At 44.1% G+C, this 20,425-nt stretch carries 21 protein-coding genes; 17 read left to right on the top strand and 4 right to left on the bottom strand.

Going from position 1 to position 20,425, the window contains the following annotated elements:
• The first annotated feature begins 2 nt into the window (after nucleotides 1-2).
• Complete coding sequence (gene phoU / locus ACXQIQ_RS00315; protein WP_439300714.1) at nucleotides 3-662, top strand: phosphate signaling complex protein PhoU; 660 nt, start codon at nucleotides 3-5, stop codon at nucleotides 660-662.
• Between the two features lie 88 nt (nucleotides 663-750).
• Here phoU and ACXQIQ_RS00320 read toward each other — a convergent pair whose 3' ends face one another.
• Nucleotides 751-1,236, bottom strand: coding sequence for a hypothetical protein (locus ACXQIQ_RS00320; RefSeq protein WP_439300713.1), 486 nt, complete (start codon nucleotides 1,234-1,236; stop codon nucleotides 751-753).
• 13 nt (nucleotides 1,237-1,249) lie between these two features.
• A complete protein-coding gene (locus ACXQIQ_RS00325; protein ID WP_226546471.1) occupies nucleotides 1,250-1,453 on the bottom strand; it encodes a hypothetical protein in 204 nt (67 codons plus the stop codon).
• 328 nt (nucleotides 1,454-1,781) lie between these two features.
• Between ACXQIQ_RS00325 and ACXQIQ_RS00330 the strand changes: the two genes are divergently transcribed.
• From ACXQIQ_RS00330 to rpmG, 4 genes are all read left to right on the top strand, one after another.
• Nucleotides 1,782-2,414 (top strand): DUF4912 domain-containing protein, encoded by a 633-nt coding sequence (locus ACXQIQ_RS00330; RefSeq protein ID WP_439300712.1) that lies wholly within the window; start codon nucleotides 1,782-1,784, stop codon nucleotides 2,412-2,414.
• Between the two features lie 14 nt (nucleotides 2,415-2,428).
• Nucleotides 2,429-5,221: a 1,4-alpha-glucan branching protein domain-containing protein gene (locus tag ACXQIQ_RS00335; protein WP_439300711.1), complete on the top strand. Its 2,793-nt coding sequence runs from the start codon at nucleotides 2,429-2,431 to the stop codon at nucleotides 5,219-5,221.
• 1 nt (nucleotide 5,222) lies between these two features.
• Nucleotides 5,223-7,634 carry a sugar phosphate nucleotidyltransferase gene (locus ACXQIQ_RS00340; protein ID WP_439300710.1) on the top strand — a complete coding sequence of 804 codons (2,412 nt, stop codon included), beginning with the start codon at nucleotides 5,223-5,225 and terminating at the stop codon, nucleotides 7,632-7,634.
• A gap of 193 nt (nucleotides 7,635-7,827) precedes the next feature.
• The gene (gene rpmG / locus ACXQIQ_RS00345; RefSeq protein WP_221565576.1) at nucleotides 7,828-7,977 is read left to right on the top strand and encodes a 50S ribosomal protein L33; all 150 of its coding nucleotides are present in this window, start codon (nucleotides 7,828-7,830) and stop codon (nucleotides 7,975-7,977) included.
• 372 nt (nucleotides 7,978-8,349) lie between these two features.
• Here rpmG and ACXQIQ_RS00350 read toward each other — a convergent pair whose 3' ends face one another.
• On the bottom strand, nucleotides 8,350-9,258 hold the full coding sequence (locus ACXQIQ_RS00350; RefSeq protein WP_439301972.1) for a nuclease-related domain-containing protein: 909 nt from the start codon (nucleotides 9,256-9,258) through the stop codon (nucleotides 8,350-8,352).
• Between the two features lie 104 nt (nucleotides 9,259-9,362).
• Here ACXQIQ_RS00350 and ACXQIQ_RS00355 point away from each other — a divergent pair, with 104 nt between their 5' ends.
• The 9 genes from ACXQIQ_RS00355 to ACXQIQ_RS00395 all read left to right on the top strand — a co-directional run bounded on the left by ACXQIQ_RS00355 (nucleotide 9,363) and on the right by ACXQIQ_RS00395 (nucleotide 16,507).
• Nucleotides 9,363-9,953, top strand: coding sequence for a 5-formyltetrahydrofolate cyclo-ligase (locus ACXQIQ_RS00355; protein ID WP_439300709.1), 591 nt, complete (start codon nucleotides 9,363-9,365; stop codon nucleotides 9,951-9,953).
• On the top strand, nucleotides 9,940-10,521 hold the full coding sequence (locus ACXQIQ_RS00360) for a molybdenum cofactor guanylyltransferase (RefSeq protein ID WP_439300708.1): 582 nt from the start codon (nucleotides 9,940-9,942) through the stop codon (nucleotides 10,519-10,521). Before ACXQIQ_RS00355 ends, ACXQIQ_RS00360 begins: the two co-directional genes overlap by 14 nt.
• Before the next feature lie 360 nt (nucleotides 10,522-10,881).
• Entirely contained in the window at nucleotides 10,882-12,270 is a 1,389-nt protein-coding gene (nhaC, locus tag ACXQIQ_RS00365) for a Na+/H+ antiporter NhaC (RefSeq protein ID WP_439300707.1), read from the top strand.
• 98 nt (nucleotides 12,271-12,368) lie between these two features.
• Nucleotides 12,369-12,563, top strand: coding sequence for a hypothetical protein (locus ACXQIQ_RS00370; RefSeq protein WP_439300706.1), 195 nt, complete (start codon nucleotides 12,369-12,371; stop codon nucleotides 12,561-12,563).
• Between the two features lie 36 nt (nucleotides 12,564-12,599).
• A complete protein-coding gene (locus tag ACXQIQ_RS00375) occupies nucleotides 12,600-12,776 on the top strand; it encodes a hypothetical protein (protein WP_439300705.1) in 177 nt (58 codons plus the stop codon).
• A gap of 14 nt (nucleotides 12,777-12,790) precedes the next feature.
• A complete protein-coding gene (locus ACXQIQ_RS00380) occupies nucleotides 12,791-13,081 on the top strand; it encodes a DUF5316 family protein (RefSeq protein WP_439300704.1) in 291 nt (96 codons plus the stop codon).
• A gap of 497 nt (nucleotides 13,082-13,578) precedes the next feature.
• Nucleotides 13,579-14,973 (top strand): sodium:solute symporter family protein, encoded by a 1,395-nt coding sequence (locus tag ACXQIQ_RS00385; protein WP_439301971.1) that lies wholly within the window; start codon nucleotides 13,579-13,581, stop codon nucleotides 14,971-14,973.
• Between the two features lie 54 nt (nucleotides 14,974-15,027).
• Nucleotides 15,028-16,131: a M24 family metallopeptidase gene (locus ACXQIQ_RS00390; protein WP_439300703.1), complete on the top strand. Its 1,104-nt coding sequence runs from the start codon at nucleotides 15,028-15,030 to the stop codon at nucleotides 16,129-16,131.
• Nucleotides 16,132-16,330: 199 nt separating this feature from the next.
• Entirely contained in the window at nucleotides 16,331-16,507 is a 177-nt protein-coding gene (locus tag ACXQIQ_RS00395; protein WP_439300702.1) for a hypothetical protein, read from the top strand.
• An 11-nt stretch (nucleotides 16,508-16,518) separates the two neighbouring features.
• Here the strand turns inward: ACXQIQ_RS00395 and ACXQIQ_RS00400 are convergent, their stop codons facing one another.
• Nucleotides 16,519-17,394 (bottom strand): hypothetical protein, encoded by an 876-nt coding sequence (locus ACXQIQ_RS00400; RefSeq protein WP_439300701.1) that lies wholly within the window; start codon nucleotides 17,392-17,394, stop codon nucleotides 16,519-16,521.
• A 95-nt stretch (nucleotides 17,395-17,489) separates the two neighbouring features.
• Here ACXQIQ_RS00400 and ACXQIQ_RS00405 point away from each other — a divergent pair, with 95 nt between their 5' ends.
• The 3 genes from ACXQIQ_RS00405 to ACXQIQ_RS00415 all read left to right on the top strand — a co-directional run bounded on the left by ACXQIQ_RS00405 (nucleotide 17,490) and on the right by ACXQIQ_RS00415 (nucleotide 20,422).
• The gene (locus ACXQIQ_RS00405) at nucleotides 17,490-18,542 is read left to right on the top strand and encodes a M42 family metallopeptidase (RefSeq protein WP_439300700.1); all 1,053 of its coding nucleotides are present in this window, start codon (nucleotides 17,490-17,492) and stop codon (nucleotides 18,540-18,542) included.
• A 112-nt stretch (nucleotides 18,543-18,654) separates the two neighbouring features.
• The gene (locus ACXQIQ_RS00410; RefSeq protein ID WP_439300699.1) at nucleotides 18,655-20,115 is read left to right on the top strand and encodes a spore germination protein; all 1,461 of its coding nucleotides are present in this window, start codon (nucleotides 18,655-18,657) and stop codon (nucleotides 20,113-20,115) included.
• 106 nt (nucleotides 20,116-20,221) lie between these two features.
• On the top strand, nucleotides 20,222-20,422 hold the full coding sequence (locus ACXQIQ_RS00415) for a YqgQ family protein (RefSeq protein WP_439300698.1): 201 nt from the start codon (nucleotides 20,222-20,224) through the stop codon (nucleotides 20,420-20,422).
• The last annotated feature ends 3 nt before the right edge of the window (nucleotides 20,423-20,425 follow it).

Consider the following 20,425-nt stretch of genomic DNA (forward strand, 5'->3'; position numbering starts at 1 on the left):
ACATGGTTGTAAGAGAAAGTTTTCAAACCCAACTTGATGAACTGAGAGACTTATTGGTACAGCTTGGCGGTTTAGCGGAAGCTGCATTGGATGAAGCAATCGATTCTTTGAAAAACCAGGATATCGACAAAGCGTTACGCATTATCGAGAACGATAACCGTATCAACGCTTTAGAAGAAGAAATCAATGACAAAGCGATTCTTCTTATTGCGAAGCAAGCTCCAGTTGCGAGTGACCTGCGTCGCATCATCGTTGCAATCAAAATCTCTTCTGATGTAGAACGGATTGCCGACTTTGCTGTTAACATTGCGAAGTCCGTCATTCGCATTGGAAAAGAACCATTGATCAAGGAATTGGTAGACATCCCAGAGCTAGCGGAAATGGCAAAAACAATGCTTGCAGAAGCAATCCAAGCGTATAATGACGAAGACATCATCCTTGCGAAGAAGATGGCAGACCGAGACGATTACGTGGATGAGAAATATGGAGAATTGATCCAAGAATTACTTGGTAAAATGAAAGACTATCCAGACTCCACGAACCAAGTCATTCAATTAAGCTTCATCTGCCGTTACATTGAGCGTGCAGCTGACCATGCTACAAACATCGGAGAAAATATCGTATATCTTGTTAAAGGAAAGCACTACGACTTAAACGAATAGATGAAGGAAGAGGCTGACAGATGTCAGCCTCTTATTTGTAGATGAATTAAAAAAAGAGCTGAACTTCAGCTCTTTTTCCAATAAACCGTTATGGAGATGTGATGGTTTTTGCAATTTCTGCGATGGACATGTTGCTGTTCACTTCATAATTTCCAAAGCGAACTTTTGACTCCATGTTATTGGATCGAAGATAATTCAATAACTCATCACTGCTTTTGATGATTTTTTGATTTTCAAGGAAATTCGTAACTTCCCCAGTAGAAGTCCCTTTTTGGATGACAAGAGTTGTGGAATGAACTTGTTCTTCCTTAGCCTCTTCTTCAGATTTTTCTTTTGTATCTTCAGATGGCTTTTTCTCGCCGGTTTGTGCTGCTTGTAATTGTTCAAACTGCGCTTCCTCAACAGCTACAAGGCCTTCGTTCTTCAAATATGTTTTTACCTCTTCATATGTAATGCTCTCAGATCCTTCTGCCTTCACTTCCTGGTTGTCTGATCCCTGGTAGTGTACGAGGGCCAGGATACCTGCAGCCACGATCAGGCCAGCTCCAAAACCTCTTAACCCACTATTGAACATGTTGATAACCCCTTTATCGAATCTCTTTTCTATCTGTAATCATCAGTTCTTCTTCAAGAACTTTAATTTTCTTATTGATCTGATAAAGTTCTTTCATCAACTGTATAGAAACATTCTCTAATTGCGTTTCAATTTGTTGAGTTTTATTTTGCTTGAAGAAAGAGAGAACGATCAATGCGATCCCTGCGACAAGTAAAGTTATGATGGTGAATTCCATGAAATGCTCCTCCTTTAAAGGTTTTCCTATTCATTTATATCATAGAGTTTGTCGACAGGGTAGAGGTTTTGACAAATCTCCATCATAATTCCTATTCATTTTCGACAAGATTTGCCGATATTTACAAATTTCTACCCCCATTGCAAGTAATAGGCAAAAAATTACGCGTAAACTGTCATGATTGCGTTTACAAAAATAAAATAAAACCCCTGATATATTGCGGTTCTTGACGACCGCAAAGTTCTACAAATTACGTTTATTGAAGCTCTATATGACGGGTGATACGATGTTGAAAAATACATACTAATCATTGCTATAGGAGGTCACAATGATCGAAGAAATCATCGCGTTAAAAGAGCGTGGACTTACACTGAAGGAAATCGCAAATGAATTGGATTTATCCGTGGGTAAAATCCAATACCGACTAAGAAAAGAAAGAATGATTGAAGAGAAGAGATCTGTGCAGAAGCAAGTCTATCGAATTTCTCGAGAGATTCCAACGGCTTATGAGTTGGATCGAATTGTCGCGCTGCCACAGAATCCATATAGCATTTATGCTTATTGGGATATCCAATCCACCACGCAACACATGATTTCTCACCAGTTTACAAAACCATGGACAGAGCTGATGAAGAAGCTTCGGGTCTATGATGTCAGTGACCTTCAATTCAATGGCCATAACAGCCATCGGTTCTTCGACATTCTGCTTCCGGAAATGACCAATAACTGGTTCATCCGAAACTTAGAGGAAAACCGTACATATATCGTGGATGTTGGAGTCGGATCTGAGCATTGTGACTTCTTTACAATCGTCCGTTCAAATCCAATCGAAACGCCGAGATGTGGGCCAAGCCAGGGAAGACATGACGAACCTGTGAAGAGATGGCAGTCTGGAGAACTAGCATCTCCGGAATGGAACGAACACTTCTCGACCTATTCAGTCTATCGGTTGTTGAAATGAAAGGAGGACATACGATGACACCTTATTTCTCATTCGTCCTACATGCCCATCTCCCATATGTCCTGCATGAAGAACCAAATCGATTAGAGGAACGTTGGCTGTACGAAGCCGTAACGGAAACCTATATCCCACTCATTTGGGGTTTTGAAAAGAGTACATCGGATACGCGCTACACATTATCCATTTCACCTCCTGTCCTGGAAATGCTCTCGAGTGAACTATTCCAGGAACGCTATCTTCAATATTTGGACCGCACGATAGAATTGTTGGAAAAAGAACAGGTTTTAAAAGAAGCAGATGAAGAAGAGTTGAACGTCATCCAGTTTTATGATGATCGATTTAAAAAAATCAAGCAGACATTCATGGAATGGAATTGCAATTTAATTTCAGCTTTTCGCTATTACGTACAAGAAGAAAAAGTGGAATGTATGACGTCTACTGCGACTCACGCTTTTCTACCTTTTATCCAGACGGAACAAGGCGTTCGAGCTCAAATCGTATACGGGCTTCAATGCTTCGAACATCATTTTGGTTTTAAACCTGATGGCATGTGGTTACCGGAATGTGCTTTCACACCTGGTCTGGATAAGATTCTTTACGAAGAAGGCGTACGATATACCTTCGTTGATGAGGAAACGGTGCGAACACTCGAACCGAAACCGGACGACATTCATGCACCCGTTTACTCACCACATGGAATCGTCCTTTTTCCAAGGAGAATGGATCTATCTAAGAAGGTTTGGGATTCGAAGATCGGTTATCCAGGGGACTTTGATTACCGTGAATTTTATCGGGATGTCGGGTACGACCGGGATCATGCATACATTCTTCCCTATATCCACCCAGATGGGATCCGTATCGACACTGGCTTGAAATATCATCGAATAACAGGAAAAACGGATGCTAAGGATTTCTACAAACGGGATTGGGCAATGGGGAAGGTTGAGCAGCACGCTCAGGATTTCGTCAGCAGTATCCGTGGAAGTTTTACAGTTGCCGGAGCGAGTGGTCGTTCTGTTCTCTCACTTACATCCTTTGATGCAGAGCTGTTCGGACATTGGTGGTTTGAAGGGCCTGAGTGGATTGAGAGACTGCAAGCTTACGGTTCTCAAGAAAACATCGAGTGGATTACATCGGCTGAATTCATCAAGCGTCATCATGAAGAACTCTCAACCCATCATGCATGTTTTTCTACATGGGGTCGAAACAACTACGGTGAAGTCTGGGTGAATGAGGCTAATGAATGGATCTACCGTCATTTACACGCAATGGAGACCGAGCTCATCAAACAGTTTTCCGTAGTAGATGTGTCGGATGCTTTTAATGAAAAGGTTTTGACCCAGATGACACGAGAATGGTTGCTTGCGACGAGCAGTGACTGGGCATTCATCATGGATCACGAAACCGCTTCTGAATACGCAGCATCTCGGACGAAAGAACATATCCAGGCATTCTATGAACTTAAAGACATATTGAAAGATTCGAGTTTGGAATACGACCGTCTTAAGCCTATAGAAGAACGATTCGGTTTTATGAACTGGCTTGAACCGATGAACCTGTCCTCTGACCATGATGCGTATGTTATGTCCAATCCTATTTATCAGGAAAAACGGGATGGTTTGAACATACTGATGCTTTCCTGGGAATTTCCACCGATGGTCGTTGGAGGGCTTTCCCGTCATGTGTTTGATTTGTCCAAAGCGCTAGTGGAACAAGGACATCATGTATACGTCGTTACATGTGCTGTTGATGGATATCCAGAGTATGAAATCAATCAAGGGGTTCATGTGTATCGGGTTAGAGGAACACAACCGCACCACGATGATTTTTATCATTGGGCAGGAAGTCTGAATCTAGCAATGGCGAACCTCGGACGTCAGTTAGGATCAAAAATCTCATTTGATTGTATCCATGCACATGACTGGATTGTCAGTGTCGCAGCGAAAGGGCTGAAACATCATCTGAACCTACCGCTCTATGTAACGATCCATGCTACAGAACATGGGCGGAACAACGGAATCCACGATGATATGCAAGCAGCGATCCATCATAAAGAGTGGGAATTAATGTATGAAGCGGCGCATATCATTGTTTGCAGTGCGTATATGAAACAAGAATTGAAAGATGTGTTTGAAGTTCCAGCTGATAAAATCACCATCCTGCCAAATGGAGTCGATCCGTTGTTGGTTCCTGAGATTGGAGGGAATGCAGACTGGAAGCGTAATTTCGGAAATCCAGACGATTTTTATGTCTTTTCCTTAGGGCGAGTTGTTCCTGAAAAAGGGTTCCAGCATTTGATAGAGGCTGCTAGCTTGCTACGGAATGATTATCCGGACATCCGATTCATCATCGCAGGTAAAGGTCCTCTTTTAGAAGACTATCGAAGGAAGGTGCGAGCGTATCAATTGAACGACAAAGTCTATTTTGTTGGCTTTGTATCCGACGAGGAACGCAACCAGTTTTTACGACAATCCGACGCATTGATTTTTCCAAGTTCATATGAACCGTTCGGAATCGTCGCACTCGAGGGCATGGCTTCTCAGACACCGATCATCGTAAGTGATACGGGCGGTTTGGGAGACATCGTACAGCATGGTAAAAACGGCTTGAAGGTATTCCCTGGGAATGCGGAAAGCATCCGGGATCAGATTGTGGCACTCTACAATGACCGGGAATTAGGAGATCAATTGGTGCAAGCTGCTTGTGAAGACGTAGATACGAAATACAACTGGACTGAAATTGCTGTGAAAACGACGGAAGTGTTGTCAGGCGCTGTTAAAAAACCGAAGACGGTAGGAGTGAAGTAAGGTGAAAGCAGTCATAATGGCAGGCGGTAAAGGAACAAGGTTACGTCCTCTTACATGTAATTTACCAAAGCCGATGGTCCCAATTCTTGAAAAACCGGTAATGGAATATGCGATCGAGTTGTTGAAAAGCTATGGCATTACGGAAATTGCAGTAACCGTTCAATATTTGCCAGAGCACATCAAACAATATTTCGGAGATGGATCGCGATTCGGCGTTGAGCTGGTTTATTACGAGGAGACCTCACCACTGGGTACAGCAGGAAGTATCAAAAATGCAGAGGAATTCCTGGATGAGCGGTTCATCGTCATTAGCGGAGATGCATTGACAGACTTCAATCTGCAGGATGGCATCGACTTTCATGTTGAGAAAGAAGCTCTCGTGACCATTTTCATGAAACAAGTGGAAAACCCTTTGGAATACGGCGTTATTATGACTGATAAAGACGATCGGATCATCCGATTCTTCGAAAAGCCAAGCTGGAATGAAGTGTTCAGCGATACCGTGAACACCGGCATTTATGTGCTGGAGCCGGAAGTGTTCGATTACCTGGAGGAAGGTGTCCCGACCGACTTCAGCAAGGATTTGTTCCCGATCTTGATGGGTGAGCGCAAGCCTTTGTTTGGATATGCGGCGGAAGGCTATTGGTCCGATATCGGGAACCTTGTGCAATATCGTAAGAGTCATGAGGACTTTTTGGACGGATTGATCAATCTGCCATTGCCAGGAAAAGAGATCATGCCAGGATTGCGTGTAGGTGAAAATGTCGTCATCGAACAGCATGCGGTCGTCAATACGCCAGCGTACATCGGTAGTGGAACGACAGTCCGTCAGCATGCGAAGCTCTATCCTTATTCCGTCATCGGCTCGCATAGTGAAGTGTCATCTGGGTCTTCCATCAAGCGGTCTATTTTATGGAACGACGTATATGTTGGAAACAATTCGGAATTGCGAGGGTCGACGATTGCCAACGGAACGTTTATTGATGAAGGAACAAGTTTATTTGAACATAGCGTCATCGGCAACCAAGTCCAAATCGGTAAAAAAGTGACCATCAAGCCGGAAGTGAAGGTATGGCCGAAGAAAGGGATCCTCGACAATTCAATCATTCAGACCTCTCTGATCTGGGGTAAAAAATCAACGAAATCCTTGTTCAGCAACCATGTCGTAAAAGGGATTGCGAACGTGGAGATCACACCGGATTTCGCTGCGCGTGTCGCTTCGGCTTACGGCGCTTCGATCATGCAAGGGAAGAAGCTCGGCATCGCATCCGACTATCATCCGTTCTCCAGCCTGATTTTACAAGCGTTCGAACAAGGGCTTCATTCCGCAGGCATCCATACCGTCAACTTATCACCGACACTCAGCCCGATGTTCCGATATACGATCGAGCGTGAGAGTTGGGACGGTGGCGTGTTCATCCGGATGGAAGATGTGGATAACAGCATGAAAGTCGTCATCGAGTTTTTGGATGAAGAGGGATATCCAGTCTCATCAGACTTTGAACGGAAAATCGAGAACGCGTTCTGGCAAGAGGATTACCGACGCGCGCCATACGATCGCATCGGCATGAACATACCAGTAGGAGAACATAAGGATTATTACTTGGAAGCTTTGTTTGAAAGGATTAATCCACGTTCTGTTCACGAGAGTGATTTCCATCTGGTCGTGAATGTCCAATTCGATAACCAGGAATCGATCATCGCAAAAATGTTGAAGCGATTGAACTGTCGGGTATTCTCCGTCCCATCGGAAACGACATCGCAAGAAATGATCAATATCGTCCGTGCATCAGGTGCGCATTTGGGTGTCTGGATCGATGATAAAGGAGAAAAACTGAAGCTGCTCACGAACAATGGCAACTGGCTGAATGACGATCAAATGCTTTCCCTGTATGTACTCCTTTCATTGCGCGAGTTGAATGTAAAAGAGTACGCGATTCCGGTCTATGGCTCCTCTGAACTCGATCAGCTGGCTGCTTCTCTGGACGGGAAGTTGATCCGGACGAAAGCAGACGCAAGATCAATCATGAAATTCGGCGGAACAGTCTTGAACGTCCAGTTCGATGCGATGTTCGCGCTCGTATCCATTTTGAATATGATGGCGAATCGTAAAGAGTCGCTCTCTCAACTGTTGAAGCTGTTGCCGGATATCCAGTTGATCCGTGACCAGGTGGACTGTCCAACAGTGGTCAAAGGACGAGTGATGAGAAAGCTGATGGAAGAGACGCGCGATCAGATCACCGATTTGGTGGATGGCATCAAGGTCTATCACCCGAACGGAGGATGGACGCTCATTTTACCAGATATCGTAGATCCGACATTCACGATCTACTCGCAGGCACCGGACTTGGAATTTGCGCGTAAAACGAGCGAATCGTTCAAGAATAAAATCAAGACATACCAGCAGTTGTAGGGTTTTTGGCCGCTGCGAAGAATTAATGATTTTCCCTCTATTAAGCATCTTGATTATTTTTGTCAAATTTGATATCATACAAAGGTGTCATTTTGACGATAAGATTATAAAAACTAACAGTTAAGCGATCGGTCATCCGCTGGGTGATCGTTTCGTACGCTTAAACATTGTAGATAGTTTGGAGGGAAACATTATGCGCGTACAAGTTACATTAGCTTGCACAGAAACTGGTGACCGTAACTACATCACTTCTAAAAACAAACGTACTAACCCAGATCGTATGGAGCTTAAGAAATACAGCCCAAGATTGAAGCGTCACACACTACACCGCGAAACGAAGTAAAACAGTAGGAGCATTCCTGCTGTTTTTTTCTTTTTGTGTGGGGTTTCGTATTTAATATGCAGGATTGGGGCTCTATCCTTCCCCAAAATGAGAAAGCTGCTGATTTCGGTAAGGGTAGGGGCTCTATCCTTCCCCAAAATGGGAAAGCTGCTGATTTCGGTAAGGGTAGGGGCTCTATCCTTCCCCAAAATGGGAAAGCTGCTGATTTCGGTAAGGGTAGGGGCTCTATCCTTCCCCAAAATGGGAAAGTTGCTGATTTCGGTAAGGGTAGAGGCTTTATCCTTCCCCAAAATGGGAAAGTTGCTGGTTTCGGGCAGGATAAACACAGTATCTGCTCTTATCTTGAATAGAACGGCATTATTACAAAATATTCTACTTCTTATTTTCATAGTAAGTTGATGGTCCGAACTTAATTTGATTGAAATTCCTATTTAAACTAGTACGGATCTTCTTTACTGACACTACCATCCCACACCACTCATATATCGCATTGGTGGTTATTTTTTTGTCTGGAAAAAGAAGCTGAAAATCTTCTATAGCTTTTAATACAGCAGGTTCATAAGGTTCTGCGCCATCACACTTATCGCATACCAATGTCGTCTTAGTTAATTCTGAATACATCTGCTGACATTTAGGACAGCTAATCCCTTTCCGGAGCTCATCATAATTGTATTGCGGCAGGCGAGCGTTGGGGTTTTTATCGAGGTGCAGCTTCAATAGATGTTGGGCTATTTTCGTCATACGATTATTTGCGTAGGAACGCTCTTTTTTCATCTCAGCTTTGAATCGGTTCAACTGGCTTGGAAAAATAATCGGTGGATCAAGAGGGGTCTGATATAGCTGAAATTCGGGGTTCATGAAAATCAGACGGGGTTCAATGGGGATTTTCAGTCCAATCATACGTAAGAGTCCTCGCAAAAGTACGGTGTTCCGGTGCAATTGATGCAGTGGATTATTAATCTCTTTTCCTTTCAGTGAGTACCAACCATCTCCTTCAACATAGTAATCGCCTTCAAAATTTTTCACTTCAAAAAGAATGATTTTCTCAGAGGTAAGCAACAACGAATCAATCTGAAATATCGTCTGGTTAAAATCCAGCAACAAATCATTCAACACAATCTTTCCATCCAATAGTGGAGCGAGCCAATCGTCGAATTTGCATTCACCTTCATATCCTTTTTCCGCGTTGAAGTACTTGGTCTGCTCTTGATCGGAGAAGGACTTGCGGTTGTTCAGTGCGCGCAGGATTCTCAACTCCTCCGGCACTCCTCTCTCTTTCATAATCAATAAGCATCAACTCCATTCCATCTTTTTACAATAGCATAGCTCGAACCCATCATACTGACAAGCATTATGTTAAAATTGGTGCTAGGTAGGTGATACGGATGAAAGAACGGAAAAAAGCGTTACGCAAGGACATGCAAAAGCGGCTGTCGGAACTGACGCCAGATGTCCGCGCCAATGAAACGGAACAGATCAGGCAGCAATTATTCGCAACGGATCAGTGGAAACAAGCCGCCACTATTGGGGTGACGGTATCGCGAGGGAATGAGATCGATACATACCCGATCATTGAAAAAGCGTGGTCGGAAGGCAAGACGGTTGCCGTTCCAAAATGCCATGCAAAGGATTACTCGATGGACTTCCGAAAGCTCGAATCCTTCGATCAGCTCGAAGTCGTCTATTTTGGTTTAAGGGAACCGATCGTGGAAAAAACAACCCAAATCGAGCCAAACGAGATGGGCTTGCTGATCGTGCCAGGGCTCTTATTCGATAAAAGCGGATACCGCGTTGGATTCGGTGGCGGTTTTTACGATCGATATCTGGATCGTTTCACTGGGACGACGGTCTCGCTCCTCCACAGCGTTCAGCTTCATGACGAGATTCCTCGTGAGTCGTTCGATCAGCCTGTCGATTTTCTCATTTTCCCGGACCGGGTTCACCAAACGAAAGGGTTCAGAAATGACCACTCATAAGAAAGTGGGCATCATCCTCGCTGGTGGAGAATCCCGCCGGTATGGCACTCCGAAAGCGCTGGAACGAATCGATGGGCTTTATTTTTACGAAAAAGCGATCCAGGTCCTGCAACCGGTGGTCGACGAAATGGTGCTCGTCGCGCATCCCACAATCAAAGGTAGGATCAAGACACCGATTACAGTGGTTACCGACTTACAAAAATACCAGGGACAAGGTCCTCTTGCAGGCATTTACACGGGTATGATGACCATCCCAGGCCACGATTACTTCGTGCTCGCGTGTGATATGCCTGTCATGGAAACGGAAATTTTTCAACAACTATATGCTGTAAAAACGATGCTTCCTCCAGATTGCAGTGTGATTCCGACCGTCGACGAAAAGCTTCAACCGTTGGCGGCGATCTATTCATACGCTACGAAAGAGGAAATTCCCACACTGTTGGACGCAGGTGAGCGGAGACTGACAGATTTACTTCAAAATACAAACTGTGCCTACATTCAATACTCTTCCATCGAACCCTTCAAAAACATCAATAAGCCTGAAGACTATACGAAACTGAGAAACTGACATCCATGTGTGTCAGTTTTTTTTCTTGACGAATCCGTCATTTCATTTTATAGTAGAACCACATTATTACTTAAACGCACAAAAGCATAAAAGTGTTGAAGCGGACCGCAGTAGTTCACTCCTTCAAACATCAGAGACTTAGCGGGTGGTGAGAGCTAAGGAAGGAACGGAACGAAATTACAGCCGTGGAGCTTATAGGTTTCATACCTTTATCATGAACGAGAAGATGCTGTTGAACACATCAAGCAGGGTGGTACCGCGATTCGAATCGCCCCTGTACATGTCGTTGACAGTTTTTTTACGTTTAAAAAGGAATTCATTCATAGATACTAAAAGTGTTGAAAAGGCAGGGTATTCATTATGACAGCAAAGAAGCAGCAGACGTTTGCGTTATTATCATTCGTATTATTGATGGGCATCATCTTATTTTCCATGTTGATATTAAAAACCGAACCGCACATTCCATTGCTCGTGTCCCTTGTGGGTATTGCGATTCTCGCAAAAGCGTTCGGATACAAATGGGACCAGATGGAAAAAGGACTGATTGAAGGAATCACGATCGGAATCAAACCCGTACTTATCTTGATGATTATCGGCATGTTGATCGGTACGTGGATGATGAGTGGGACGGTTCCGACGATGCTATTCTATGGAACAAATGTGATCGATCCGAGCTGGTTTACTTTAAGTGCGTTACTTGTGACGATCATCGTTTCGACCTTCACGGGAAGTTCGTTTACAACGATCGGGACGGTAGGTGTCGCGCTCATGGGACTCGCGATGAGCCTGGGAATTCATCCGGGTCTGGCAGCGGGTGCAATCATCAGCGGAGCATGTTTCGGAGATAAGATGTCTCCTTTATCGGACACGACGAACTTTGCGCCAGCCGTTGCCGGTGTAGCTTTGTTCGATCATATCAAGCACTTGATGTGGACGACGGTACCCGCACTCCTCATCACGATCATCATTTTCCTCGTGATCGGAAGTGGTGGGGAAGGAGCTCAAACGCTCGCATCCATCGAACCGGTACAAAAACAACTTCAGAACTCGTTCAATATCAGTGTGTGGACTTTAATATCTCCGCTCGTCGTCATCATCCTTGCACTCGTTCGATTCCCGACGATTCCGGCTTTGATCATCGGTGTCATCACCGGAATCCTGACCGTATGGCTGATTCAGGGGCAAGGCTCGATCAGTGTGATTTTTAACATGCTGCAAAACGGATTCGAACTGGAGACAGGCGAAGCGACAGTTGATAAAATCGTCAATCGAGGTGGAATCCAGTCGATGATGTGGTCGATCTCACTCATATGGATTGCACTTGCCCTCGGTGGACTGGTGAGAGGGTTAGGGATGCTTGAGTCCTTCGTCAATTTGATGAAAACGAAAATCCGCAATCGAGGGAATACGATTGCCACGACGGCCTTATCGTCCATCGGTGTCAACGTGTTGACGGGTGAACAATACTTGTCCATTTTGATACCTGGGCAAACCTTCAAGCCTCATTTTGAAGAGCAACAGATCGATTCACGGAATCTGTCCAGAACATTAGAAGATGCTGGGACACTTGTGAATCCGTTGATCCCGTGGGGAGTGAGCGGGGCGTTCTTCGCTTCGACCCTTGAAATCAGCGTCCTCGAGTATATGCCATACGTCTTCTTCCTGTTCCTTTCACCTCTGTTCACGATCCTGCTAGGTTATGTAGGAATCGGTGTCGGTGGCGTGAAAGCCACGTTTCAGAGTGATTAAATATGAAAAAGTAGAAGTAAAACAGCTGTTTGGTTCATAACATGTTCCAAACAGCTTTTTTCATTGATATAAGAAACGGAATTGAGGGAGGCTATAACATGGAGAACGTTATGGGTTTTGTGTTGATTAGTGTCCAAGTACTCATCATTTTATATGTGATCTTCAGCCTTGCCGTCATGAATCATAAGTTGAACACGCTTTTGCAGCATTTCAATCTAGATGAAGAAAGCCAGGGGCGTGTATCAAATGAGGAAATTGAGAAGGAATTGGAAGAGCAGGTGGATAATAAGTAAGAAGGAGAGTTTTTGTAGTTGTTTGGAGGGTCACCTTTGTTAAAAAGAAACGGACAAGAACCAAGTACTGAATATGAAGAATACGATCCCATTAAATCAAAGAAACGGTACAAAACCGATAAGTGGTTCGAGTTGCTTTACCGGACAGGCGGAGCCATCATCGTACTTGCGATCGGCATGCTGGTTGCACTCTACTATTGGTTATTTGGATGAAAGGCGGGGCATGAATGAAGAAAGCGTTTATTGCAGGTTTGATCTTTTTGCTCATATTGATTGTCGTCACCTTCACGTCGGGTGATTGGACACTTCTATATAAAATCGGTGGTACAGTCGGACTAGGATCCATGCTCCTCAGCGGTCTTCTTCTAGGAGCATTTGTAAACGGGATGCAGCTCCGGGCGAATTATCTCACTGAAACGAAAAAAGATCGCAAGAACCGCAATCGATATGCATACATGTTGTTTGCTTTCGGCCTGCCGAACTTAGCTGCTGGCATCATTTCTATTGTCCTTTTGTAAGTTCCCATGTTTAAAAATCCTTCAAAACGTGTATTAGACGAGTAATCAAGAATGAAGGAGGATGAGCCATGGGTATTATTAGCAAATTGTTCCGCATCGTCACGTTCATTCCAAGATCACTGATCAGAGCGATCATTCCACGTCGCCGACATCGCCTTTAACTTTTCGAGAAATGGGTGTTTACGACAGTAAAAAGAAGCTGTACACTATAAAAAGTACACAAAAATTCAAAATAATAACGCGTTTTTGACAACAATGCGAAAAACAAATCAGTACTTAGGTACTATAATATTAGAAGGATCAACCACTATTCACCTGTAATTTCCAAAATGCAGGTACGATAGTGGTTGTTTTTATGCAGGATATGACATATAACACTAAAGTTTTCCAGTTCGAAACACCTGGCAAACTTTACGCCCTGTCTAGTTGTGTTAGGATACAAAACGGTGCGCATCATAAGAAATAAACAACTTAGACAAGGAAGTGACTTTTACGTAATGGAAATTACACATAATCCAAATCTACTATGGTTTGTCATTGCTTACGGCATTCTCATGGTTGGATTAGGAATTTACTTTTCAAAGAAAGTTTCAAACAGTGAGGATTTCATTCTTGCTGGTAAAGGATTAGGTGCGCTTGTATTGACAGGGACCCTACTTGCCACTTGGACAGGAAGTGGGAGTATTTCCGGCGGGGAAACCTCGATGGCGTACACCTATGGAATCATTCCAGCGCTTTTGATGGCGATCCCGACATTGGTCGGTATTTTTGTCCTTTATGTCATTGCACCTAGAATACGTGCATTCGGAAAATATACCGTTTCTTCTATCCTTGAAGAAAAATACGGTGCGTTCGCGAGGATGTTGGCAGGAATCATCATTATCCTTGCATACGTCGGTATTGTTTCCTACCAGATGAAAGGTTTCGGATTCATTCTTAATCTTACGACGGGCATTTCGGTAGAGGTAGGAACAATCATCGGTGCAGCATTGATCATTTTCCTAGCGACAATCGGTGGACTCCGTTCCGTGGCGCCAACCGATGCTATCAGTGCATTCTTGATGGTAGCAGGTCTTGGAATTACGTTGCCTACGATCTTTGTCATCGCAGGTGGCTGGGACAACATTGTGGCGAATGTACCGAAAGAGCATTTGACCTTCAGCGGCTCATTGACAAACATCCAGCTGTTAGGATATCTGCTCCCTTCATTGTTCCTATTGCTTGCTGACCAGAACATGTATCAGCGTCTTGCATCATCTAAAGGGGACAGCTCTTCGAAAAAAGCACAAATCGGATGGCTCGTTGCCATGCTACTCATTTCACCAACAATCGGATTGATCGCTTTCGCATCACGTTCTCTTTTCCCGAACATTGATCCGGGAATGGCTCTGATGGCGACAACTGTAGCGATGCCGACGTTCGTTGGAGGAATCTTGCTGGCTGCAGCTACAGCATTCATCGTGACGACAGGGAATTCATATCTGTTGTCAGCAGCTACGAACGTAACGTATGATATTTTTGGGAAGTATCTTAAGAAGGATGCAACGGATCACCAGTTGCTTAAGATGACAAAATGGTTCATCGTCATTCTTGGTTCCCTTGCATATGTCATCATCAGCTTCTTCCCAACTGTATTGTCGGTTCAAATGTACGCTTACACTGTCTATGGTGCAGGAATTACACCAGCCGTGTTGGCAGTCTTCTTCTGGAAGCGCGTCAACCTGTATGGTGGAGTTTCATCCATGATCGCCGGTGTCTTGACGACGCTAATCTGGGAAATCCCATTGGCGAAACCATTTGAACTGAACAGTGTTCTATTTGCTGTCCCTGTTGCAGTCATCGTACTGATTGTCGTTACACTTGCTACGACAAAACCGACGAAACAGGATTAATGGAAAAACAATCGAATAATTGAAATGAATACTGGTAAAAGGTTGTGGTCTGAAATGAATCAACGGTTAGAAAGTTTCTCGAAATGGTTGCAAGAGAGTGGACAAACATTCGCGTTCATCCACTCTTCTGCCAATGTCTTTTATCTATCGAATTTTGAATGTGAACCGCATGAACGGTTACTCGGAATGTTCGTTTTTCCAGACAAGGAACCATTCCTCGTTTGTCCCGGAATGGAAGTGTCTCAGGCAAGAGATGCTGGATGGAAATACGAAATCATCGGTCACGGCGATGCGGACAACCCTTGGGATATGATCCACTCGGCGTTGAAGGATCGCGGTGTTACAGAAGCTGATCATGTGGCGATCGAAAAAGAAACGCTATCTTATGAGCGTGCCGAACAGATCATGAAGCGTTATCCATCTGTCACGTTCAACAGTGCAGAGGAAAAGCTTCACGAACTGCGTCTGATCAAAGACGAAGATGAGCTGAAGATTTTACGAAAAGCTGCTGAATTGGCAGACTTCGGTGTAGAGACGGGAGTCAATGCACTCCGAGAAGGATGCACCGAGATGGAAGTCCTTGCAACCATTGAGTATGAGTTGAAAAAGAAGGGAATCCGTGAAATGTCGTTCTCGACGATGGTCCTGTTCGGTGAAAAATCCGGCCAGCCACACGGTAACCCTGGCGACCGCAAATTGAAAAAAGGCGATCTCGTATTGTTCGACTTAGGTGTCGTGTTGGACGGTTATTGCTCCGATATCACTCGGACTGTAGCGTTCCAGGAGGTCAATGACAAGCAGAAGGAAATCTATGATATCGTCTTGGAGGCTCAACTTGAAACGTTGAACATCTCCAAGCCGGGTACGAGACTCGGTGATCTTGACCGAAAAGCGCGTGATATCATCACGAACGCTGGTTACGGAGATTTCTTCCCGCATCGTATCGGACACGGCATCGGAATCGATGTCCACGAGTATCCTTCCATGAGCGAGAACAACGACAATCTCCTCAAAGAGGGTATGACGTATACGATTGAACCAGGCATTTATCTTCCTGATATCGGCGGCGTCCGAATCGAAGACGATGTGCTAGTCACAAAAGACGGATATGAGACGTTGACGAAGTTTCCAAAAGAACTACAGATCGTTGGAAAATAATGAAAAACCCTGCAAGCGCACCATGCGCTTTGCAGGGTTTTTTTCATGTTTGGTGGTCTTGATATCGGGATTTCTCTTTTTTCATTACCAGTTAGTGGTTGTCATCAAGAACTTTTCCCATTCTCAGAGTGCTCTAGTAAATGTCTTGCATAATTCTTCAAACAATATCAGATAGTATAGAGGAAAGGTGGAATGGTTGATGAGATATGGATTCATGAAATGGCTATTGTTTTTTGTCGGTGCAATATTGGTTTATCAAAATCGATACAAGCTGTTGAATATGATCTTAGGCATGAAGTTTCTACGTTCCATTGCAGTTCGCGGATTCATGAAAGTACCTGGTGTACGTGAAAAGTTCGTCCAGGACCTTTTCTAGCTGGACGAACTTTAAGGATCGATGTATTGAACGAGTTGGACATTTCTGCCTGACTTCGTTTCTGTTAAAACCAAGAGATGCGTCATATCTTTGCTCACAAGGATAAGCGGCAGACTGCTCCCAATCGGAGATTCGACTTCTCCGGTTTCATTTTTCACCCCTAAAAAGTAATTCTTATAGATTCCTTCCCATAACCCACCGATCACTTGGTCGGTTTTTTCTTTTGACAAGCCAGGTAAGGGTACCATGGAATAATCGTACAGCTTCGTCAGAGGAATCATGTAGTAATTCTCAACCGGAACGTTGAAGTATTTAATCAAATTATGCCAGATGACTTTCAGCTGTTGATTGGTCGCATGGTCCAGCACTTTTTTATTGATTTCATCTTCCTTCGTCTCTGGTGTCTTGAACGATTCCAAAGGCTGAAGAGGTGAGTCAATTACATAGAGTTCATCGTAACTCATTGTCTGAGCGCTTTTGATGATATCATTAGGGTGGTGCAGCTCAGCATGATGAAAGCTGATCGCTTCGAAATGACCACTATCTTCATTTGTAATAATCTTTTTCTGTTGAAGTGTATCGGCTTCTTGTTCCCATTTGGAAAGGGTATCTCTCAGCATCCCGTCTTCATATAAGAGCGAAATGTCCTGCCTTAAATATGCCTTTTTCCCAAGGGTAGAATCCACTTTCCATTGGACCGTATATTCATCTTCATCTTTTTCCTCTAAAATGTTCACTTTCGTGTTTGCATTGGAAAAAGACACATCCGGATCGATCGGAAAATAGATAATGCTTTCTTTTACATCCGAAGATTGGTTATGATACATATAGAAGGAAGTTGCAGTAACTGCTGCAAGCAGAATGAATAAGATTCTTTTTCTTTTCATACCTTTAAAACCTCCGTGGACAATCCGTTCCATATTAAAATATGAGCGTGTCCGGGAGTTTAGAAGGAATAGTTTGTACATAGGGGGATTTACCAATGAATGAAAACATCAATACGACAGAAATCATGGAACTGATCAAAGGTCTGGTCACGATTCCTAGTCCATCCGGTAATACGGATCGCGTGATCAGTCATGTCGATGAATTCTTCACGAAGTTAGGGATCGAAACAACCCGCAACCACAAAGGCGGATTGTTGATCACTTTACCTGGGAAAAATAACGAGCAGCATCGTTTCCTGACGGCACATGTCGACACATTAGGTGCGATGGTGAAGGAAATCAAGCCGAATGGCCGATTGAAGCTTTCCATGATCGGTGGATTCCGATGGAACCATGTAGAAGGGGAGTATTGTGAAATTGAAACGTCGCAAAACGAAACCTTCACAGGTACGATCTTGATGCATCAGACATCCGTCCATGTGTATAAGGATTCTGGAGAAGCCAAACGGGACGAGAACAATATTGAAGTACGCTTGGATGAGCGGGTCTCTTCAGCAGATGATGTCAAAAAGCTCGGCATTTCAGTAGGGGACTTCGTTTCGTTCGATCCTAGAGTTGAAATGACGAAGAGCGGATTCATCAAATCCCGACACCTTGACGATAAAGCGAGCGTCGCACTCCTCATGCATGTGGTGAAACAATTGAAAGAAGAGGGTATCGAACTCCCTCACACGACGCATTTCTTGATTTCTAACAATGAAGAAATCGGATACGGAGGAAACTCCAACATCCCGGTTGAAACGGAAGAATACTTAGCAGTCGACATGGGTGCGATCGGTGACGGGCAGTCGACCGATGAATATACGGTTTCCATTTGTGCGAAGGACTCAAGTGGACCGTACCATTTAGGATTGAGGAAGCACCTTGAAAATCTTGCGAAACAGAACCAAATCCAGTATCAAATGGATATCTATCCTTATTACGGATCGGACGCATCTGCTGCGATCCGCGCTGGATTCGATGTGAAGCATGGATTGATCGGTCCTGGTATCGATGCTTCGCACGCCTTCGAACGTACACACGAGACTTCCTTGCTGCACACTGGACGCCTCATCTACCATTACTTACGATCTGAAATGAACAGCTAAAACTTGAACGGAAAGAACACTGGCTTCAGCCGGTGTTCTTTTTTAACTCCTAATCCTGAAGTATGCCAGCTCACAAATTAGTTAATGATGGTAATTGAAAGGATGGGGAGTTATGCCACACCATAAAGATGTACCGCCAATCAAAGATTACGAATCAACCGTTGAATATTGTAAAAAAGAACTCGGCATCGGAATCAGCTTCGATCAGATCCATCTCGAAATGGAGTATGCCGGTCGGAAGATGAGTTTCTTCATGATTGATGGTTTTGTAAAAGATGAAATCATGCACTACTTGATGAAGCTATTATCGGAACTCGATCCTGATCAGATAGAACCGGATCCGCTCACGAAGCTGATGCGCACACATTTACCCTATATGGAAATCGACACAGAGGATGATCTCGATAAAGCGATCGACTTTTCTCTAGGTGGTCCGACTCTCCTTATTGTAGAAGGCGTAGATACGGTCATCGTCATCGATGCCCGTACCTATCCGGTGAGGGGACCATCAGAACCGGATCTTGAACGGGTCGTCAGAGGTTCAAGAGATGGATTCGTTGAAACGATCATTTTCAATACATCGTTGACCCGAAGGAGAGTACGAGATCGATCTCTCCGTATGGAATATATGAGTATCGGGCGGCGTTCCCAAACGGACATATGTGTCTCTTATATTGAAGACATTGCAGACCCTCATATTGTTGAGAAAATCAAAGACTCCCTTTCGAAGATTGATACGGATGGATTGCCGATGGCTGAAAAGACGATCGAGGAATTTGTCTGTGGACGACATTGGAATCCCTATCCACTTGTCCGGTATACAGAAAGACCAGATACAGCTGCGGTTCATTTATATGAAGGACATGTGCTGATTTTTGTCGATGGATCTCCAAGTGTGTTGATTACTCCGGCGACATTCTGGCATCATTTGCAGCACATGGAAGAGTATCGACAAAAGCCGATTGTCGGTGCATATTTGAGGCTCGTTCGATTTTTAGCGGTATTTTTGTCGATCTTTTCACTGCCGCTCTGGTACTTGTTAGCGGTGAACCCCGATCTCATGCCTGCTACATTAGCTTTTATCGGACCTGAAGAGGTGGGGGACGTACCGCTTATCTTCCAGTTCATCATCATTGAGATCGGACTGGATATATTGAGGATGGCGACCGTCCACATACCATCCTCTCTTGCAACAGCACTTGGATTGGTCGCTGCCATCTTGATCGGGCAAGTTGCGGTTGAAGTAGGGCTTTTCATTAACGAAGTCATCCTTTATATCGCGATTGCGGCATTAGGGTCATTCGCAACGCCAACTTACGAGATGAGTTTGGCGAATCGACTCGTCCGACTGGTTCTTTTAATTGCGACCGCCTTGTTCGGTGTCGCTGGTTATGTATTAGGGACCACATTATGGATCATCATGCTTGTCAGATTGAAGTCTTTCCACATTCCATATTTATGGCCGTTCATCCCGTTTTCTTATAAAGGATTCCGAGACGTTTTGATCCGCTCTCCAATCCCTTTGAAAAACCGGAGGCCGACCGTGTTACACCCGAAAGATCCCGACCGGTAGAGAAGCAGATATCTGCTTCTCTTTTTTACATTGAGGCAATAAACAGACGAGGAGAGCCTTTCTTAACAAACGAATAGTGATATAATACGGATGGGTGAAATCATATATGAAGACATTATTCGATGTACAAAACATATTGAAACGCTTCGGTACATTCATTTATACGGGTGACCGCGGAGCGGATCTCGAAATGATGCATGGGGAGCTGCAAGAGCTCTTTCAGAATGGATTGATCCAGAACGACGAATTCCGCCTGGCCATTCTGATAATCAAAAGCGAACAAAGCAAGTTAAATAAATTGAATTAAAAG

This window comes from Pseudalkalibacillus sp. Hm43 (genome assembly GCF_054170705.1).

What these genes read in the sequence shown, in the direction of transcription:
- phoU (WP_439300714.1), top strand. Translation starts at nt 3, where the DNA reads ATGGTTGTAAGAGAAAGTTTTCAAACCCAACTTGATGAACTGAGAGAC.
- ACXQIQ_RS00320 (WP_439300713.1), bottom strand. Translation starts at nt 1,236, where the DNA reads ATGTTCAATAGTGGGTTAAGAGGTTTTGGAGCTGGCCTGATCGTGGCT.
- ACXQIQ_RS00325 (WP_226546471.1), bottom strand. Translation starts at nt 1,453, where the DNA reads ATGGAATTCACCATCATAACTTTACTTGTCGCAGGGATCGCATTGATC.
- ACXQIQ_RS00330 (WP_439300712.1), top strand. Translation starts at nt 1,782, where the DNA reads ATGATCGAAGAAATCATCGCGTTAAAAGAGCGTGGACTTACACTGAAG.
- ACXQIQ_RS00335 (WP_439300711.1), top strand. Translation starts at nt 2,429, where the DNA reads ATGACACCTTATTTCTCATTCGTCCTACATGCCCATCTCCCATATGTC.
- rpmG (WP_221565576.1), top strand. Translation starts at nt 7,828, where the DNA reads ATGCGCGTACAAGTTACATTAGCTTGCACAGAAACTGGTGACCGTAAC.
- ACXQIQ_RS00350 (WP_439301972.1), bottom strand. Translation starts at nt 9,258, where the DNA reads ATGAAAGAGAGAGGAGTGCCGGAGGAGTTGAGAATCCTGCGCGCACTG.
- ACXQIQ_RS00355 (WP_439300709.1), top strand. Translation starts at nt 9,363, where the DNA reads ATGAAAGAACGGAAAAAAGCGTTACGCAAGGACATGCAAAAGCGGCTG.
- ACXQIQ_RS00360 (WP_439300708.1), top strand. Translation starts at nt 9,940, where the DNA reads ATGACCACTCATAAGAAAGTGGGCATCATCCTCGCTGGTGGAGAATCC.
- nhaC (WP_439300707.1), top strand. Translation starts at nt 10,882, where the DNA reads ATGACAGCAAAGAAGCAGCAGACGTTTGCGTTATTATCATTCGTATTA.
- ACXQIQ_RS00370 (WP_439300706.1), top strand. Translation starts at nt 12,369, where the DNA reads ATGGAGAACGTTATGGGTTTTGTGTTGATTAGTGTCCAAGTACTCATC.
- ACXQIQ_RS00380 (WP_439300704.1), top strand. Translation starts at nt 12,791, where the DNA reads ATGAAGAAAGCGTTTATTGCAGGTTTGATCTTTTTGCTCATATTGATT.
- ACXQIQ_RS00385 (WP_439301971.1), top strand. Translation starts at nt 13,579, where the DNA reads ATGGAAATTACACATAATCCAAATCTACTATGGTTTGTCATTGCTTAC.
- ACXQIQ_RS00390 (WP_439300703.1), top strand. Translation starts at nt 15,028, where the DNA reads ATGAATCAACGGTTAGAAAGTTTCTCGAAATGGTTGCAAGAGAGTGGA.
- ACXQIQ_RS00395 (WP_439300702.1), top strand. Translation starts at nt 16,331, where the DNA reads ATGAGATATGGATTCATGAAATGGCTATTGTTTTTTGTCGGTGCAATA.
- ACXQIQ_RS00400 (WP_439300701.1), bottom strand. Translation starts at nt 17,394, where the DNA reads ATGAAAAGAAAAAGAATCTTATTCATTCTGCTTGCAGCAGTTACTGCA.
- ACXQIQ_RS00405 (WP_439300700.1), top strand. Translation starts at nt 17,490, where the DNA reads ATGAATGAAAACATCAATACGACAGAAATCATGGAACTGATCAAAGGT.
- ACXQIQ_RS00410 (WP_439300699.1), top strand. Translation starts at nt 18,655, where the DNA reads ATGCCACACCATAAAGATGTACCGCCAATCAAAGATTACGAATCAACC.
- ACXQIQ_RS00415 (WP_439300698.1), top strand. Translation starts at nt 20,222, where the DNA reads ATGAAGACATTATTCGATGTACAAAACATATTGAAACGCTTCGGTACA.